At 64.7% G+C, this 17,998-nt stretch carries 13 protein-coding genes; 10 read left to right on the forward strand and 3 right to left on the reverse strand.

Annotated features, from left to right (window positions below; all coding sequences use genetic code 11):
* The first annotated feature begins 33 nt into the window (after nucleotides 1–33).
* Complete coding sequence (locus tag AUL28_RS06645; RefSeq protein ID WP_062231129.1) at nucleotides 34–405, forward strand: DUF423 domain-containing protein; 372 nt, start codon at nucleotides 34–36, stop codon at nucleotides 403–405.
* Between the two features lie 52 nt (nucleotides 406–457).
* Here the strand turns inward: AUL28_RS06645 and AUL28_RS06650 are convergent, their stop codons facing one another.
* Nucleotides 458–1,888, reverse strand: coding sequence for a virulence factor family protein (locus AUL28_RS06650; RefSeq protein WP_062231131.1), 1,431 nt, complete (start codon nucleotides 1,886–1,888; stop codon nucleotides 458–460).
* On the reverse strand, nucleotides 1,885–4,461 hold the full coding sequence (gene mprF, locus AUL28_RS06655) for a bifunctional lysylphosphatidylglycerol flippase/synthetase MprF (RefSeq protein ID WP_062231133.1): 2,577 nt from the start codon (nucleotides 4,459–4,461) through the stop codon (nucleotides 1,885–1,887). Before mprF ends, AUL28_RS06650 begins: the two co-directional genes overlap by 4 nt.
* 358 nt (nucleotides 4,462–4,819) lie before the next feature.
* On the opposite strand from mprF, the gene AUL28_RS06660 reads away from it, so the two are divergent.
* From AUL28_RS06660 to AUL28_RS06670, 3 genes are all read left to right on the forward strand, one after another.
* A complete protein-coding gene (locus tag AUL28_RS06660; RefSeq protein ID WP_082640302.1) occupies nucleotides 4,820–6,223 on the forward strand; it encodes an NAD(P)-dependent oxidoreductase in 1,404 nt (467 codons plus the stop codon).
* A 32-nt stretch (nucleotides 6,224–6,255) separates the two neighbouring features.
* Nucleotides 6,256–7,599, forward strand: coding sequence for an NAD-dependent dihydropyrimidine dehydrogenase subunit PreA (gene preA, locus AUL28_RS06665; protein ID WP_062231135.1), 1,344 nt, complete (start codon nucleotides 6,256–6,258; stop codon nucleotides 7,597–7,599).
* Nucleotides 7,600–7,818: 219 nt separating this feature from the next.
* Nucleotides 7,819–10,269 carry a putative bifunctional diguanylate cyclase/phosphodiesterase gene (locus AUL28_RS06670; RefSeq protein WP_062231137.1) on the forward strand — a complete coding sequence of 817 codons (2,451 nt, stop codon included), beginning with the start codon at nucleotides 7,819–7,821 and terminating at the stop codon, nucleotides 10,267–10,269.
* Here AUL28_RS06670 and AUL28_RS06675 read toward each other — a convergent pair whose 3' ends face one another.
* Entirely contained in the window at nucleotides 10,270–10,965 is a 696-nt protein-coding gene (locus AUL28_RS06675) for a TetR family transcriptional regulator C-terminal domain-containing protein (RefSeq protein ID WP_062231139.1), read from the reverse strand.
* Between the two features lie 310 nt (nucleotides 10,966–11,275).
* Between AUL28_RS06675 and AUL28_RS06680 the strand changes: the two genes are divergently transcribed.
* The 6 genes from AUL28_RS06680 to AUL28_RS06705 are packed head-to-tail and all read left to right on the forward strand — an operon-like array spanning nucleotide 11,276 to nucleotide 17,791.
* Complete coding sequence (locus AUL28_RS06680; protein ID WP_062231186.1) at nucleotides 11,276–12,523, forward strand: Zn-dependent hydrolase; 1,248 nt, start codon at nucleotides 11,276–11,278, stop codon at nucleotides 12,521–12,523.
* Between the two features lie 35 nt (nucleotides 12,524–12,558).
* The gene (gene hydA, locus AUL28_RS06685; RefSeq protein ID WP_062231141.1) at nucleotides 12,559–14,007 is read left to right on the forward strand and encodes a dihydropyrimidinase; all 1,449 of its coding nucleotides are present in this window, start codon (nucleotides 12,559–12,561) and stop codon (nucleotides 14,005–14,007) included.
* 9 nt (nucleotides 14,008–14,016) lie between these two features.
* On the forward strand, nucleotides 14,017–14,853 hold the full coding sequence (locus AUL28_RS06690; protein WP_062231143.1) for an ABC transporter ATP-binding protein: 837 nt from the start codon (nucleotides 14,017–14,019) through the stop codon (nucleotides 14,851–14,853).
* A gap of 54 nt (nucleotides 14,854–14,907) precedes the next feature.
* The gene (locus AUL28_RS06695) at nucleotides 14,908–15,810 is read left to right on the forward strand and encodes an ABC transporter permease (protein ID WP_062219668.1); all 903 of its coding nucleotides are present in this window, start codon (nucleotides 14,908–14,910) and stop codon (nucleotides 15,808–15,810) included.
* Nucleotides 15,807–16,775 carry an ABC transporter permease gene (locus AUL28_RS06700; RefSeq protein WP_082640303.1) on the forward strand — a complete coding sequence of 323 codons (969 nt, stop codon included), beginning with the start codon at nucleotides 15,807–15,809 and terminating at the stop codon, nucleotides 16,773–16,775. The genes AUL28_RS06695 and AUL28_RS06700 overlap by 4 nt, the downstream gene beginning before the upstream one ends.
* Before the next feature lie 26 nt (nucleotides 16,776–16,801).
* A complete protein-coding gene (locus AUL28_RS06705) occupies nucleotides 16,802–17,791 on the forward strand; it encodes an ABC transporter substrate-binding protein (protein WP_058600275.1) in 990 nt (329 codons plus the stop codon).
* Nucleotides 17,792–17,998 lie beyond the last annotated feature (207 nt).

Raw genomic sequence — 17,998 nt, forward strand, 5'->3', positions numbered from 1 at the left:
TGACGGCGCATGTCCTCTCCTGAAAGTCGCAGCATGACCCGTCTGACCCTTCGTATCGCTGTTGTCTTCGCCGGCCTGTTCGGCGCAGCGGGAACAGGGGGCGCGGCCTATGCCGCGCATGGCGGCGGGGATGCCAGTCTTGCCGTCATCGCGGCGGCTATCGCGTTCGTTCATGCGCCGGCGCTGCTCGCGCTCGGCCTCGGTGGCGAGAGGCTGCGCGGGGCCGCTTGGCCGATCTTCGGTATGATCATCGGCGTCGTCTTGTTTTCGGGCGATCTCGCCATGCGTGTTGCGACCGGAGACCGCCTGTTTTTCAACGCGGCCCCGACGGGAGGTTCGATCTTGATCCTTTCTTGGCTGCTGGTCAGCGTGCTGTCGCTGCGTGGAACGCGCTCTCCGACCTGACGAACAGGCCCGCCATGTGAAAAGACCCCGCTGCGGGCGGGGTCTTGAGAGATCAGGGCTTGGGCGCCGCGTCCGTTTCGGGCTCCGGCTGCGGCGTCGGGATTGCCGCCTGCGGCCCATGCTGGATCGCCTGGAGCAGGCGCTCCGCCATCATCTCGTAATCCCCGTCGAAATGATGGCCACCCTCGATCGCCACCTTGGCGGCACCCGCTAGGGGCGGCGCGAGGCAGGCCGTATCGGCTTCGTCCTCGGTGCCGTAGATGCAGAGGATCTTGGAGATCGGAACCGCTTCCAGAGCCTTCACCACGTCCTGGTCACCCGTCGCCATGCCGAGCCAGCCGCCGACCGAAATCTGGAAGCCGGTGTGCTGCGACGGGGCGAGCAAGCCGAGAAGGTCGATCCGGTCGGCCCAGATCTGCGGCAATTTCGGATAGGCGAAGGGAAGGGTGTCCGCCCCGAAGGAATAGCCCAGAAGCGCGACCGGCACGCCGGCCTTAGGATTGGCCTTGCCGAGAATGGTCTCGATATCGGTCGCCATCTGCTCCGGTGTCTTCTCCGACCAGAAATAGCGCAGCGCATCGACGCCGATCACTTCGACGCCGTGCTCGGTCAGCCAATCGCCGATCGTCTTGTCGAGGTCACGCCAGCCGCCATCGCCCGACACGAAGAGCGCGATGGCTTTGGGCTCGCCCTCCGGCTTGGAGATGATGATGGGGAGGGCGGAATTGTCGGCTTGGGAAATGTTCACCGCGGCCTGCGCCACGGCGTCCATGGCCAAGGCCGGGTCCTTGGCGACGATGTTCGCCGCCCGGTAAGGGGCACTGGGTGAAAGGTCCGAGGAGTGGCCGTCCGGCGAAATGAACACGAAGGGTTGGATGAGATCGGCGTCACGATCATAGGCGTAGCCGCCCTTGCCGACCGAAGTGGGGATCGCGCCCTTGCAGATCGGCAGTTTGGAGCGCGCGGAGGGGGCTGCGTCCAGCGCGACGCCGCCTGCCATGGTCGCCGGCGGTGTGTCGGCGACGGCCGCATAGGCGAGCGTGCCGCCGACGCCGCGTCCGATCACGACAGGGTGGAAGTAGGTCTGGAGATCGAGCGCGCGCAGGGCTTCCTTCGCGATGCCCTCGATGTCCGAGCCGAGATAGATGCAGTCATCGCCTTTGTCGATCTGCGCTTCGAGCCCCGCGCGCCAGCGCGTGATGTCGACAGGCAGCACGATCTCGCCTTTGTTCACCAGCCGCGCGGTGAGGTCCCGGTCCTCGCGCGTCAGCCCGCCTTCGTCCGACAGGAGGATGGAAAGGCCCACAGGCTCGCCTTCGGGCTGGAAGACATCGACATTGTCCATATTCCCGTAGGAGACGATCGCGGCGGGAAGGGCCGCCGCGTTGGTGCTCTTCACACGGGGAATGAGGATCGATGCCGCCACGCCGCCGATGAGGACGGGCGCGAGGAAAGCGGCAAGAAGAAGGGGGGCTCGCTTCATGGGTCCTGCTTGGGTCGGCCGGAGATCAGGGTTGTCACGTCCACCAGCACCTTCGCTGTGTCGAAGCCGCCGGGGCAGACGAGATAGTGGGGGGTCCAGACGGGACCGAATTTCTGCTTGAAGGATTTCAGCCCGTCAAATCGATAGAACGATCCGCCCCGCCGGTACAGGAAAGAGCCGAAGCGGTTCCAGCGCGAGGCGCCACGCCGGTCCACCAGGCCGGACAAGGGCGCGGCTCCGAGATTGAACCACTTGTAGCCTTCGTCCCTGGCATGAAGCATCAGCCGCCCGAACAGCGCGTCCATGATGACCTTGGAGACATTCGGCAGGAATCGCATGAGGTCGATCGAGATTTCCTCCTTGTTCGCCCCACGCCAGATATTGGCGAAAGCGACGATCGCCCCGTCCTTCTTCAGAACCGCCATGTCGAAATGCGCAAGATAGGCACGGTCGAAATAGCCGAGGGAGAAGCCTTTCTCGGTTCCCGACTTCATCGCGAGCCAAGCGTCCGACACCGCTCGGAGCTCGTCCATATTGGCCACGACCTCATCGCGCGAAATCACGGAGAAGACGAGGCCCTCGCGCTCGGCGCGCCGGATGGCGGTGCGAAGATCCTGTTTCTTGGGGCCTTCGATGGTGAAGGTGCCGAGATCCACGCGCGCGACCTCGCCGAGCTTGAGCGCCACCAGCCCCATGTCGAGATACATGGGCAGGCTTTGCGGCGGCACTTCGTAAAAGACCGTGCGCTCGGCGTGGGAATCCGCAAAGTCGCGGAAGGCCCAGGCGAGATCATGCACGACATCGGGCGGACCGACCGGTTCGCCCAAGGCGACGAGGCTTCCGCCCGAGCGCGCATACATGACGAAGCCGCGCTTATCGGGCGAGAACAGGAACCGCTTGTCACCCAGAAGCGCCAGCGCCGCATTGGTCTCGGGCGAGGCCTCGACGATGGGAAACACCTCGTCGGGAATGCGGCTGCGTCGCTGGACCCGGTCGGTCCGGCGATGGATGGCGACATCGAGCCCGACAAAGGCGATCACCGCGAAGGCGACGACCGTCGCGCGCAGGAAGCGCGGCGCATTGGCCGACAAGGCGAAGTCCCACCACATCGTGTTGGCGTATTCGACATGGCGATAGGCGAAGAAGCCGAGCCAGACCGAGGCGATGACGGTGGCCGAAACAGCTGCCAGCCAGCTCCAGGTGATGGCGAAAAGCCCGCGCATCGAACGCCGATAGAAGGCGTGGCGGAAGCCGATCAGAAGCCCGGCAAGCAGCGAGAGGACGATGGCCTCTTCCCAGTCCAAGCCCTTCGAGATCGAGAAGAGAGCACCGGCGATCAGAAGCGCGAAAGCGACGACCCAAGCCCGCCAGAGCCGCTTGGCGAGTCCGCGCGAGACGATCAAAAGCGCGACGCCGACGAAGCTCGCTGCCAGATGCGACATCTCGATGAAGGACAAGGGCAGGTAGTCGTTGAGAAGATCGAGGCGATAGGCCTTGCCGGGCGTCGCCCCGGAGAGAAGCAGGACCAGACCACCGCTGAAGGCCAGAACGGCCGTCGCCGGCGGAACCATCGGCTCCAGTGCGCGAGCCAGCTCCTTCATCGGGCCATGCAGCTTGCGACGGCGGCGCACACCCTCGACCACGAGCAGACCCACCACCGTGACGAGAAGCGGCAGAACAGTGTAGATGAGGCGATAGACAAGGAGCGCGGCCACCACATCGGCGCGCTGCGACAGGCCGAGGCTGACGATGATCGTCGCCTCGAAGGCGCCGAGGCCGCCTGGCGCGCTGGATGCGACGCCGACCACGACCGCGACGGAAAACACGAGCGCGAAGAGAATGAAGGAGTCCACCGTGCCCGGCGGCATCAGCACATAGAGAACGGCCGCTGCCGCGCCTACATCCACGATGCCGGCGATGAGCTGGACGATCGCGCCCTTGTGCGAGGGCAGAGGGAGGGAGAACTTGCCCAAGCGCGCCGTGCGCTCCCCGCCCGCCAGCCAGACCACGAAGCCGGCGACCAGCGCGACGAGCACGACCCCGATCGCCATGTCCACCACCGGGCCGGCTTCTCGGAACACGGGGACGCCGGACGGGTCCACGATCAAGGCCACGCCCAGCATGATGGCGAGCGCGAACCAGAGGGCGAACCAGGACGTGCCGACGATCCGGCCGATATCGGCCAGCTCGATGCCGCCGGACTTGTAGACGTGGTAGCGCAGCGCGCCGCCCGTCAGCAGCGGAAAGCCGAGCGCGTTCGAAATGGCATAGCCCGCCGCGCCCACCGTCGCGGCCACCGGCTTGGAGACCTTGCCGGGCGCGATCGTCTCCACCGCCACCACGTCATAGAGCGACACGGCGGCAAAGGAGACGACCGTGAACAGGAGGGCGAGAACCAGATCGAAGCCCGAGACGGCCTGGATGGCGCGCCGGACTTCGCCCAGCGTCAGCGTGTGGACCATGCTGCCGAGAGCCGCGAAGGCGGCGATCGTGATGGCGAGGCCCAGAAGGGCGGGCACATATTTGCGCCATGCGCGAGAGGAAATGCGGTCGGCCTTGGCCTCGATGGTCATCAGTCGAATCCCGATGGTCTCGCATCTCCGGCAGCGCCGGAGCGAAGGGGATTTACCCCGCCTCACGATGGGAGCAAGCCCATGGGACGAGATTGCGCAAAAATGAGGACAAACTCCTATCCCCTGCCCATGAATTGGCGCTGGTTTGCCGCTGCAAAAGGCAAATTCATCTTTCTTTTGACCAAACGATAAAAACTTTTGACGGGCACGAATCTTCGAAGCATTCTGATTTGGAACGGTTCGAAACTCGGTGTTCCCAAACTTTCGCGGGGCTCGGCCGTGATGCCAGCAAACCGCTGAGGCGCGCCTCGCAGGCCATGGTCGCGACGCGCCGAAGCCCTTGCCCGAAGGGTTTCCCATGTCCGAAATCCGCATGAGCCCACCCGACATCGCCGCCGGCCGACTGGCGACTGAGAATCTCGCCCGAGGCTTTTCCGACATCCATCCGCCGCTGGAGGCGCATGAGGCGATTGTCGAGGCCGACCGCTGCTACTTCTGCTATGACGCGCCCTGTATGCGAGCCTGCCCGACCTCGATCGACGTGCCGCTCTTCATTCGCGAAATTCAGGCGGGCAACCCGGTCGGCGCGGCCAAGACGATCTTCGAAGCCAATATTCTGGGCGGCATGTGCGCCCGCGTCTGCCCGACCGAGACGCTTTGCGAGGAAGCCTGCGTGCGCGAGGCGGCCGAGGGCAAGCCGGTCAAGATCGGCCTGCTTCAGCGCTTCGCCACGGACCATCTGATCGAGGCCAGTCGCCATCCCTTCCAGCGCGCGGCACCGACGGGCCACAGCGTCGCCGTGGTCGGGGCCGGACCGGCGGGCCTGTCCTGTGCCCATCGACTCGCGATGCTCGGCCACAGCGTCACGCTCTATGACGCGCGGCCCAAGCCCGGCGGCCTCAATGAATATGGCATCGCGGCCTACAAGGCGACGAATGGTTTCGCGCAGGCCGAGGTGGAGTTCATCTTGGAGATCGGCGGCATCACGCTCGTCAACGATCAGGCGCTCGGGCGCGACCTGCATCTGGCCGATCTGCGCGCGCAGTTCGATGCGGTGTTTCTGGGTCTCGGCCTTGCCGGCGTCAACGCGCTGGGCGCGGAAGGGGAATCGAGTTCCGGCTCTCATGACGCGGTGGCTTGGATCGCGGAGCTACGTCAGACCACGAATCTGTCCGAGCTCCCGGTCGGGCGGCGGGTGGTGGTGATCGGCGGCGGCATGACGGCGATCGACGCGGCCGTGCAGGCCAAGGCGCTGGGCGCGGAAGAGGTGACGCTGGCTTATCGACGCGGACGCGAGGAGATGAACGCGTCGCGCTACGAGCAGGAGATCGCGCAGACGCGCGGCGTCCATATTCGCTGTCATCTGACGCCCCGGCGGATTCTGGCCGAGAACGGTCATGTGCGCGGCATCGAGTTGGAGCGCACGCGCAGCGTGGAGGGCCAACTGGAGCTGACCGGCGAGATCGTGACGATCGAAGCCGATCAGGTGTTCAAGGCGATCGGACAGCAGTTTCTGCCCAGCGGGACGGGTGAGGGCGCCGGCTTGTCGATGGAGCGAGGCCGCATCCGGGTCGATGCCGAGCGACGCACAAGCCTGCCCGGCGTCTGGGCTGGCGGTGACTGCGTGTCCGACGGGAGCGATCTGACGGTCGTGGCGGTGGAGGACGGCAAACAGGCTGCGTTGTCGATTCATAGGATGCTGTCGGCTGCCGCGTCGGTTCGCGACGATACTACAGCCGACTTGGCGCTCGCCGCGCGCTGATCCCGAAGACCGGACGATTTGGAGACACGATCATGGCAGACCTGTCGACGAGCTTCATCGGGATTTCCTCGCCCAATCCGTTTTGGCTGGCCTCGGCCCCGCCGACCGATAAGGAATACAATGTCCAGCGCGCGTTCGAGGCGGGCTGGGGCGGCGTCGTCTGGAAGACGCTGGGAGAGGGCGATCCGGTCGTCAATGTCAACGGCCCTCGTTATGGCGCGATCCACGGGCCGGATCGGCGGCTTCTCGGCCTCAACAATATCGAGCTGATCACCGACCGCTCGCTGGATCTCAATCTGGAGGAGATCGCGCGGGTCAAGCGCAACTGGCCGGATCGGGCCATGATCGTTTCGCTCATGGTGCCATGCGAGGAGAAGAGCTGGCAGTCCATTCTGGCACGGGTGGAGGAAACGGGCTGCGACGGTGTGGAGTTGAACTTCGGCTGCCCGCACGGGATGTCGGAGCGCGGCATGGGCTCGGCCGTCGGTCAGGTGCCCGAATATATCGAAATGGTGGCGGCATGGTGCAAGACGCATTCGCGCCTGCCGGTGATCGTCAAGCTGACGCCCAATATCACCGACATCCGCTATCCCGCGCGCGCCGCCCGGCGCGGCGGTGCCGACGCGGTGTCGCTGATCAACACGATCTCCTCCATCGTCTCGATCGACCTCGACAATTTCGCGCCGACGCCGACCATCGACGGCAAGGGCAGCCATGGCGGCTATTGCGGGCCGGCGGTGAAACCGATCGCGCTCAACATGGTGGCCGAGATCGCCCGCGATGGCGAGACGCGCGGCCTGCCCATGTCGGGGATCGGCGGCATCACAACCTGGCGGGACGCGGCCGAATTCATCGCGCTCGGCTGCGGCACGGTGCAGGTCTGCACGGCGGCCATGACCTACGGATTCAAGGTCGTGAAGGAGATGACGTCGGGTCTCTCGGATTGGATGGACGAAAAAGGCTACCGCACGATCGAGGACTTCCGCGGCCGCGCCGCGCCCAACGTCACCGACTGGCAGTATCTCAACCTCAATTACGTCACCAAGGCCCGAATCAATCAGGACCTCTGCATCAGTTGCGGGCGCTGCCATATCGCCTGCGAGGACACATCGCATCAGGCGATCACCAACATGGTGAATGGTCGTCGCCGGTTCGAGGTGATCGACGAGGAATGCGTGGGTTGCAACCTGTGCGTCAATGTCTGCCCTGTCGAGTCCTGTATCACGATGGAGCCGATCCAGGGCATCGACCCGCGCACGGGCAAATCCATACCCGAATCCTATTCCAACTGGACCGTGCATCCCAACAACCCGATGCGCAAGGAGACGTTGCAGTTCGCGCCGGAGCCCGTGGTTCTGCCCAATGCTGCTGAATGATTGACCGAAATCTTTGCAACCTTGGGGAGCGGGCTCGAGTGTTTGGGCTGGGCTGTTCCCAACGACCCGCCCGAACCTGCGGCGAAGATAGCATTGAAAGTATGTTTCTTCGCCGCCGGTTCGTAACGGAAGAATAAGATGCGGATGCGAGTGTCGAGTGTGATGTCAGAGCGCGAACCTCGAAAGGGGCTAGCGCTCGCAAGAGCATGAGTTGGCCTCGTGAAGTCCATAAACGCCAAACTTCTGATCAGCGGTTTGCTACTGGCGCTTCTGTCCGGCTTCGCCGGGCTTGTGGTCATTCAAAGCAATCGATCCGCCGCCGAGATCGCGACGGCGATGATCCACCAGGGCATCGATCCCCTCGATCAACTGGAGGGGGCCGCTCGATCGCTGGGTGATCTGGAGCGGCGGTTCAATGCCGTGCCCGATTCGCTGAGCGAATTGCCGATGTTGAGGACCGAGGAAGCCGCCGAGCTCCTGACGAGCCTGACCGAGATCGTGCGCAAGGTGCGCGGTGCCATGGTCGCACTTCCCAACGGCGGTCAAGGCCACAAGCTCGATCAGCTCTTCTATTCGATCAACCGTCTGCGCACCTCCGAAGGCGACGTGACGCATCGGCTGGTCCGCCGCGAACTGGCCAATATTCTGAACGAGGTGGACGCCGCGATCGATCTGATCCGCGACGATCTCATTCGTATGCATGAGCGCACGCAGTCCGAGCGCCGCACCATCGATCTCGCCGTCATGGCCGGTGGCGCGGGTGGCCTGATGATCGGCCTCCTGCTCATCCTCTACCTTTCGCGCAGCATCTCGCGCCCGATCCGCAGCGCCGCGACGATCCTTCGTCAGGTCGCGGGAGCGCCCAACGCCGGCAGCCATCACCAGACGAACGATATGATGGCCGATCTCGAAGCGGCGATCCGCTTCGTGGAAACCGTGATCGAGACCAAGGACCGCTCGTCGAAGCTTCTGAAGTCCACCTCGGCGGCTCACATACAGGCCGCGGTGGAACGTCAGCAGAACCGTCTGAGACTGGCGCTCGACGCCTTGCAGAAACCGCTCTGCCTCGTGGACGAGGGCGGTTGCATGACCGACGCGAACGCGGCCTTCCTTCAGATGTTTCCGGGCCTTACGGTCGGCAGTCACATCTCGTCCTGGACCGACCATACCCAACTGACTCAGCTTCTTGCGGCGCGGACGCAGGATGAGGTGGTGACGTTCCCGGACGGGTGGACATGCCGTGTGCGGTGCCATCCCAACCCGATCGACAACGGCGTCATCGCAGTCTTCAACGAACTCACGAACCAGGACACCGCGCAGCGCGAGTTGGAGCGCATCTCGTCGCAGGATTCCCTGACGGGCCTGTTGAACCGGGACGCTTTTCATCATGATCTGGAAAACGCCTTGAGAGTAGGCGAGACCCCGTTCTTCGTCGTGGTGGTGGACGTGGTGGCGTTCAAGACCGTCAACACGACGCTGGGTCTGACGGCGGGCGACGAGCTTCTACGCGCGGTCGGCGAGCGGCTGAGCGCGATAGCAGGCCCGGGCGGGCGCGTGGCGCGCTTGGCTGGCGACGAATTCGGTCTGATCGTGCGAGGCGAGAATGCCGTGCGGGCGCCCGAACGGTTCGGCCGGGTCATCGTGCAGGACTTCGCGCGTCGCCCTGTCACGATCGTCGGCCGTCCTCTGGCGGTGCGGATCGCAGTCGGCGTGGTGCCGGACCTCCAGCCCGGCAGCGGGCTCGATGTCCAGACCGTCATGCGCGACTGCGAAATCGCCCTTGCGACCGCCAAGAAGAGCGCGTCTGACCCCTTCTGCGTCTACGCGCCCGAAATTCAGAAAGAGCATCAGAACCGCCAGGACATCGAACGCGATCTGCGCGAAGCGCTGGCGCGCGGCGAGTTCGAACTGCACTTCCAGCCCTTTGTCGACGTGAAGCGCGGTTGCGTCTCGGGCTTCGAGGCGCTGGTGCGCTGGAACTCCCCGACACGCGGCCGCGTGTCGCCCGGCGTGTTCATTCCGATCATGGAAGAAACCGGCCTGATCGTGCCGCTCGGACTTTTCGTCCTGCGCGATGCCTGCCGGCAGGCGGCTCACTGGCCGGAAGGGTTGACCCTGTCCATCAACCTGTCGCCGCGTCAGTTCGAGGGCGGGGACATCGTGGCCGACGTGCGCCAAGCGCTGGCCGAGACCCGGCTCGACCCCAAGCGCCTTCAGCTCGAAGTCACCGAATCGCTGTTCCTCTCGGACGGCGACCGGGTTCTCACGGTGCTGAACGCCCTGCGTGGGCTGGGCGTTGCCATGTCGATGGACGATTTCGGGACTGGCTATTCCTCGCTCGGCTATCTCAGCCGGTTCCCCTTCGACAAGATCAAGATCGACCAGTCCTTCGTGCGCGATCTCGACCGCAAGGAAAACATGGCCATCGTGCGCGCGGTGCTGGGCCTTGGAGCCTCGATGAAGCTCGCCGTCATCGCCGAAGGCGTGGAAACGGCGGAGCAGATGCGGGTGCTGCAGGAGGAGGGCTGCGACGAGATGCAGGGCTATCTCTTCTCGCGCCCCCGACCCGCGGGCGATCTGCCCAAGATGCTGGTCGACATCAAGGAAGGCTTCCAGCAGGGCCGTTTCGGCAGAGAAGTGAACGTCATACCCATGCTTCGCAGCGTCTGATCAGCCCTCCGGTGCGTCGGCGATGGCTCGCTCGCTCGCAGCGTCCGCAGAATGTCTGACGCCGCCCAGGATGATGCCGAGGACCGCCTGTGTCGTCTCAGCGAGAAAGTCCGGCGATTTCGACCGATCGCCCAGCACCGCGTCGATCTGCACCGCGAAATCCGCATAGTGCTGCGTCGTCGCCCATATGACGAAAATGAGATGGACGGGATCGACAGGCGCAAGCCGACCGGTATCGATCCAATGGCGAATCACGGCCGCCTTTGCCTCCACCAACACCCGTAGCTCGGTCTGGAGAAAGGCGCGAAGAACCGGCGCGCCGTTGAGGATTTCATTGGCGAAGAGACGCGAGGCTTCCGGCTGCTCGAACGACATGCGCAGCTTGTCCTCGATATAGGCTCGAAGCTCCGTTTCCGGGTCACCGTCGCGCTCCAGCGTGCGCAACGGAGAAAGCCACTGCGTCAGCGTGCGCTGAAGCACGGCCTCGTAGATATCCTCCTTCCGTCGGAAGTAATAGAGAAGGTTCGGCTTCGACATGCCCGCACGCTGCGCGATCTGATCGATCGTGGAGCCGCGAAAGCCATAGGCCGCAAAGATCGGCAGCGCTGCCTGAAGTATGGTTTCGCGGTTGGCCGCCTGGATGCGCGTCTGCGCTCGCGCTCCGGTCTCGCCACTGGATGCCGCTTCGGTTTTCATGCTGCAGCTGCCTCAAGTTTTTGCGCTGCAATCACCTGCATCGGATTCATGCAAATCGACCTTGACCGTCTTCTGCGGAGCTTCTAGCCTCTGTTTTGACCATAGAGTCAATGAACAGGGCGAGGGGGCGCAAGCGGTAAAACCGTTCACCGAACGGGGGCCGAAACCACGAGCGCACCGCACCCGATCCCTTCTTCACCCGCTTGTCGGGGTCGACCGTCGCCTCTTGGTCGGGCGGCGAACGAGGTGTGGCGCGCGCAGCGCCCTGGCCTCTGGATACTAGTCTTCAGCCTGCATGGACGTGATCCGAATGAGCCTTCTTTCCAATCTCCAAACCAATGGCGACCGTCTCTGGGAGGCGTTGGAGGACATGGCGAGGATCGGGCCGGGGATCGCGGGCGGCAACAACCGCCAAACCCTGACGGATGCCGACAGCGAGGGCCGCCATCTCTTTCGTCGCTGGGCGGAGGCCGCAGGCCTCAGCATGGCCGTCGATACGATGGGCAATATGTTCTTTCGGCGCGAGGGCGCGGAGCCCGACCTCGATCCGGTCTATATGGGCTCTCATCTCGACACGCAGCCGACTGGCGGGAAATATGACGGCGTTCTGGGTGTGCTCGGCGCGCTCGAAGTCGTGCGCAGCCTGGACGATCTCGGCATCCGCACGCGACGGCCCATCGTCATCGTCAACTGGACCAACGAGGAAGGGACGCGCTTCGCCCCCGCCATGCTCTCCTCCGGTGTCTTTGCGGGCTTGCATGACGAGACCTGGGCGAAGAGCCGCGTGGATGCCAAGGGCCTGCGGTTCGGCGACGAGCTGAAGCGGATCGGCTGGGAGGGCGCGGAGCCGGTCGGCCAGCGCCCGATCCATGCGCTGTTCGAACTCCATATCGAGCAAGGGCCGATCCTGGAGGACGAAGGCATCGAGATCGGTGTCGTCACGCACGGGCAGGGGCTTTACTGGCTGGAGGTGACGCTCACCGGGCGCGAAAGCCATACGGGCTCGACGCCCATGCCCAAGCGCCGGAACGCCGGCCTCGGGCTCGCCCGCGTGACGGAACTGGTTCACCGCGTGGCCATGGCGCGCCAACCGGGCGCGGTCGGCGCGATCGGCCATATCGATGTCTACCCGAACTCGCGTAACATCATTGCCGGCCGTGTCACCCTCACGATCGACATTCGCTCGCCCGACAAGGCCGTCCTGGATGCCATGCGCGCCGAGATTGAAGCCGGCATCACTGAGATCGCCTCCGACCTCTCGCTGGAGGCGTCCGTCGAAGAGGTCGGGCATTTCGATCCCGTCACCTTCGATCCCGCCTGCGTCGCCGCCGTGCGCGCGGCGGCCGAGCGGCTGGGATACAGCCATCGCGACATCGTGTCGGGTGCGGGTCATGACGCCTGCTGGATCAACCGCGTGGCGCCGACCTCCATGATCTTCTGCCCCTGCGAGGGGGGGCTCAGTCACAACGAAGCCGAAGCCATCACGCCGGAATGGGCCAAGCGCGGCGCGGACGTGCTGCTGGGCGCGGTGGTGGAAACGGCTGGCATCGCCGCCTGACGGCTGACGGTGCGGGACAGGACGGGGAGTTCAGCATGAGCATTGCGATCAAGGGCGGCACGATCGTCACCGCGGATCTGACCTATCGGGCCGATATTCTGGTGGAAGGCGGCCAGATCGCCGCGATCGGTCCGGATCTCTCCGGCGACGAGGTGATCGACGCGTCGGGTGCTTACGTCATGCCGGGCGGCATCGACCCGCACACCCATCTCGAAATGCCCTTCATGGGCACGCACTCCTCAGACGATTTCGATACGGGCACGGCGGCGGGGCTGGCCGGCGGCACGACCATGGTGGTGGATTTCTGCCTGCCCGCGCCGGAGCAGGGACTGATCGACGCCTTGCAGGAATGGCATCAGAAAGCCGGCAAGGCGCGGTCCGACTATTCCTTTCATATGGCGATCACCTGGTGGGGCGAGCGCGTCTTTGCCGAGATGCCGAAGGTCGTTTCCGAGGGCATCAACACGTTCAAGCATTTCATGGCCTATAAAGGGGCCTTGATGGTGAACGATGACGAGATGTTCGCCTCCTTCTCGCGCTGCGCCGAGATCGGAGCCATGCCGCTCGTTCACGCCGAGAACGGCGATGTCGTGGCCTTTCTCCAGCAGAAGCTTCTGGGCGAGGGCAACAATGGCCCGGAAGCGCATGGCTATTCCCGCCCGCCCGAGGTGGAAGGGGAAGCCACCAACCGCGCCATCATGATCGCCGATCAGGCGGGGGTACCGCTTTATGTCGTCCACGTCTCCTGCGAGGAAGCACACGAGGCCATCCGCCGGGCGCGGGCCAAAGGGATGCGCGTCTTCGGCGAGCCCTTGATCCAGCACCTGACGTTGGACGAGAGCGAATATCAGAACCCCGACTGGGACTACGCCGCCCGCCGCGTCATGAGCCCTCCCTTTCGCAATCGAAAGCATCAGGATTCGCTCTGGGCCGGCCTTCAATCCGGCTCGCTTCAGGTCGTGGCGACCGATCACTGCGCCTTCACCAGCGAGCAGAAGCGCTTCGGCGTGGGAGATTTCACGAAGATTCCGAACGGCACGGGCGGCTTGGAAGATCGGCTGGCCGTGCTCTGGACCAGGGGCGTCAACACCGGCCGACTGACGATGAACGAATTCGTCGCCGCGACTTCCACCAACATCGCCAAAATCCTGAACATCTATCCGCGCAAAGGCGCGATCCTGCCGGGCGCGGATGCCGATCTCGTGGTCTGGGACCCGGCGGCCACCAAGACCGTTTCCGCCGCGACGCAGAAATCGGCCATCGACTACAATGTCTTCGAAGGGTTCGAATTGAAGGGTCTGCCCGCAGTCACCCTGTCTCGCGGCAAGATCGCCTATGCCAAGGGCGAGGTTCGGGCCGGCACGGGCGAAGGGCGCTTCGTCGAGCGCCCGGCCAATGCGCCGGTGGGTAAGGCGCTCTCGACCTGGAAGGAACTGACCGCGCCGCGCAAGGTCGAGCGCTCCGGCATTCCGGCGGGCGTCTGAACCATGCGGATGGGGCTCGATCCGAGCAAGGCATCCTTGCGGGCAGCACCGGGCGCATCGGCCGCGAACGGCTCGAAGGTGATCGAGGCCGAGGGCCTGACGCTCACTTTCGAGACGGCGGACGGTCCCGTCCATGCGTTGAAGGATGTCGGCCTCAGCGTGAACCGGGGCGAGTTCGTTTCCTTCATCGGCCCGTCCGGCTGCGGCAAAACCACGCTGCTGCGCGTGATCGCCGATCTCGAACAGCCGACATCAGGTGCAATCCGTGTCAACGGCCTGTCGCCGGAAAAGGCTCGCCTTGCGCGCGCCTATGGCTACGTGTTTCAGGCGGCGGCGCTGTATCCCTGGCGCAATATCGAACGCAACGTCGCGCTCCCGCTGGAGATCATGGGCCTGCCGAAGGCGGAGCGCTCCGACCGCGTCAGCCGCAATCTCGATCTCGTCGGGCTTTCGGGCTTCGGGCGGAAATATCCCTGGCAGCTTTCCGGCGGTATGCAGCAACGCGCGTCCATCGCCCGCGCTCTGTCCTTCGACCCCGACCTTCTTTTGATGGATGAGCCCTTCGGCGCGCTGGACGAGATCGTGCGCGATCGGCTGAACGAGGAGCTTCTGAAGCTCTGGGCGAAGACCCGCAAGACCGTGATCTTCGTGACGCATTCCATTCCCGAAGCGGTGTTCCTGTCGACGCGCATCGTCGTGATGAGCCCGCGCCCCGGCCGGATCATCGACATCGTGGATTGCGATCTCGGCCCCGATCGCCCGCTCGAAATCCGCGAAACGCCGCGCTTTCTGGAAATCGCGCATCGCGTCCGCGAGGGGCTGAAGGCGGGGCACTCCTATGATTGAGCGCCGATCTTGAGCGCCGCACCACCCCTTGCCGAACCCGGCGCTGCCATCGGGCTGAGTACCCACCCGCGCCGTCGCTGGCCGAGCGGGGCAGGGCGATTCGGTCCCATTCTCGCGATCGTCGCCGTGTTGCTTCTGATCTGGTACGCAGCGGCCGTGCCGATGAACTGGCAGACGGAAGGCGATAAGCTCGCCCGGGCCGGGGCCGCCCCGGATTTTCTCAACCATGTCCTCGCCACATGGTCGGCGGAGCGGCCGATCCTGCCCGCGCCTCACCAGATCGCCATGGATCTCTGGAAGACCGTGGTGGAAACGCGCGTGTCCTCGCCGCGCTCGCTTCTGTTCCACGCCGGCGTCACGCTGTCCTCCACGCTGATCGGCTTCGTCATGGGCTCGGTGCTCGGCATCGCCTTGGCCATTGGCATCCTGCATTCGCGCACGCTCGACCGCAGCCTGATGCCCTGGATCATCGCTTCGCAGACGATCCCCATCCTCGCCATCGCGCCCATGATCATCGTCGTGCTGAATTCTGTGGGCATTTCCGGCCTGCTGCCGAAGGCGATCATTTCGACCTATCTGTCCTTCTTCCCGGTTACCGTTGGCATGGTGAAGGGCCTGCGGTCGCCCGATGCGATGCAGCTCGATCTCATGCGCTCCTATGCGGCCTCGCGCGGCCAGACGCTTTGGAAACTGCGCCTTCCCGCCTCGCTGCCGTTTCTCTTCGCCTCGATGAAGATCGCGGTTGCGGCCGCTCTGGTCGGCGCTATCGTCGGAGAACTGCCGACCGGCGCGGTGGCCGGGCTCGGCGCGCGGCTTCTGGCCGGCTCCTATTACGGGCAGACGATCCAGATCTGGTCGGCGCTGGTCGCGGCCTCGGTTCTGGCCGGGCTTCTGGTGGCGCTGATCGGCCTGGTCGAACGTCTGACCTTGCGCGCGAGCGGGGGAGCGCGCCGATGAGCCTTGCCCTGTCCCATCGCCCGCCGCAAGCAGATACGGCCGATTGGGCGGCTCTCGCTCTTGGCCTTGCTGCACTGGTTCTGGCCTTTCAGCTGCTTGCGCTGGGAGCGGTCGGCTCTCTCTTCTGGCTCTCGACGCTTGTCTTTTGGCTGGCGTCCTGGCGCGTTGCGGCGGCTTTGGCGCATGGCCGCTTCCTGGGCCTGCGCGCGGGCGGTGCGCTGGTGCCGGTCGTCTTCGGCCTGACACTTCTGTGCCTCTGGGAACTCGTGGTGCGCGGGCTCGTCGTGCCGGTGGTCCTTCTGCCCGCGCCTTCGGCCATCGGTGCGCGCCTCGGCAATTCCCTGCCGCTCCTCTGGGCGGATTTCCGACAGACCTTCCTGAAGGCGGTTCTGGCGGGCTACATCCTTGGCTGCGGGCTCGGCTTTCTCACTGCTCTGCTAGTGGATCGCTCGCCCTGTCTGCGGCGTGGCCTTCTGCCGATCGGCAATCTCATGTCGGCCCTGCCAATCATCGGCGTCGCTCCGATCATGGTCATGTGGTTCGGCTTCGACTGGCCGTCCAAGGCGGCCGTGGTCGTCATTATGACCTTCTTTCCCATGCTGGTGAACACGGTGGCGGGCCTCTCGGCGGCGGGCGCCATGGAGCGCGACCTGATGCGCACCTATGCGGCCTCACCGGGGCAGTCGCTTATGAGACTTCGGCTTCCTGCCGCCATGCCTTTCATCTTCAACGCGCTGAAAATCAATTCAACGCTGGCACTGATCGGCGCGATCGTGGCCGAATTCTTCGGCACGCCCATCGTCGGAATGGGCTTTCGCATCTCCGCCGAAATCGGCCGGCTGAACACCGACATGGTCTGGGCCGAAATCGCCGTGGCGGCTCTCGCCGGCTCCGGCTTCTATGCGCTCGTCGCCGTTGCCGAGCGGCTCGTCACCTTCTGGCATCCGTCCATGCGGAGCCGTTGAACCCCACCCTTCAAGGAGTGAAGCGAATGCGACGTTTGATGTCTGCCGGCCTTTTCGCCCTTCTCGCCAGCAGCGCCGCCCATGCGGCCGATCCGCTGACGCTTCAGCTCAAATGGGTCACGCAAGGCCAGTTCGCCGGCTATTATGTCGCCAAGGAAAAGGGCTTTTATGACGAAGCCGGCCTCGATGTGACGATCAAGCCGGGCGGCCCGGATGTTGCGCCCGAGCAGGTGATCGCCGGCGGCGGCGCGGATGTGATCGTGGACTGGATGCCAGCCGCGCTGGCCGCGCGCGAAAAGGGCCTGCCGCTCGTCAACATCGCGCAGCCCTTCAAGGCGTCGGGCATGGAACTGACTTGCCGCAAGGACACAGGCATCGCCGCGCCGGCCGACTTCAAGGGCAAGACGCTCGGCGTCTGGTTCTCGGGCAACGAATATCCGTTCCTGTCCTGGATGTCGAAGCTCAAGCTCTCGACGCAGGGCGGGCCGGATGGTGTCACCGTGGTCAAGCAGGGCTTCAACGTCGATCCGCTGATCCAGAAGCAGGCCGACTGCATCTCGACCATGACCTATAACGAATATTGGCAGGTCATCGACGCCGGCATTCCCGCCGACCAGCTCACCGTCTTCAAATACGAGGACCAGGGCGTCGCGACGCTGGAGGACGGTCTCTACACGACGGAGGCCAAGCTCGCCGACCCCGCCATGGTCGACAAGCTTGCCCGTTTCGTGAAGGCCTCGATGAAGGGCTGGGCCTATGCGGCCGAGCATCCGGACGAGGCGGCCGAGATCGTGCTCGACAACGACTCGACCGGAGCCCAGACCGAAAGCCATCAAAAGCGCATGGTCTCCGAGGTCAACAAGCTCGTCGGCGGATCGGACGGCACGCTCGACGTGAAGGCCGCCGAGAACACGGTCGCCGTCCTGATGGGCGGCGGCTCCGATCCTGTCATCACGAAGAAGCCAGAGGGTGCCTGGACCAGCGCCGTCACGGACAAGATGAAGACGCTGAAATAGCGCTCGGCTCGAACCGGGCGCGGTGCCGCCGCGCCCAATCCTCAATGCGGGTTGGATTGGTGGAAACTCGGCCTTCAACCGCCGCAGGGGCTCAGCCATAGCGGGAGGACGCACGAGGGCGCGAACCGGAAAGCCGTGGCGGAGCGCGGCGCGGACGGTGGCGGATCCCTGAACGCCATTGGCGAGGGTGATGAGAACGGGGCGGGG

This window comes from Aureimonas sp. N4 (assembly GCF_001463925.1).
Taxonomy (GTDB): domain Bacteria; phylum Pseudomonadota; class Alphaproteobacteria; order Rhizobiales; family Rhizobiaceae; genus Aureimonas; species Aureimonas ureilytica_A.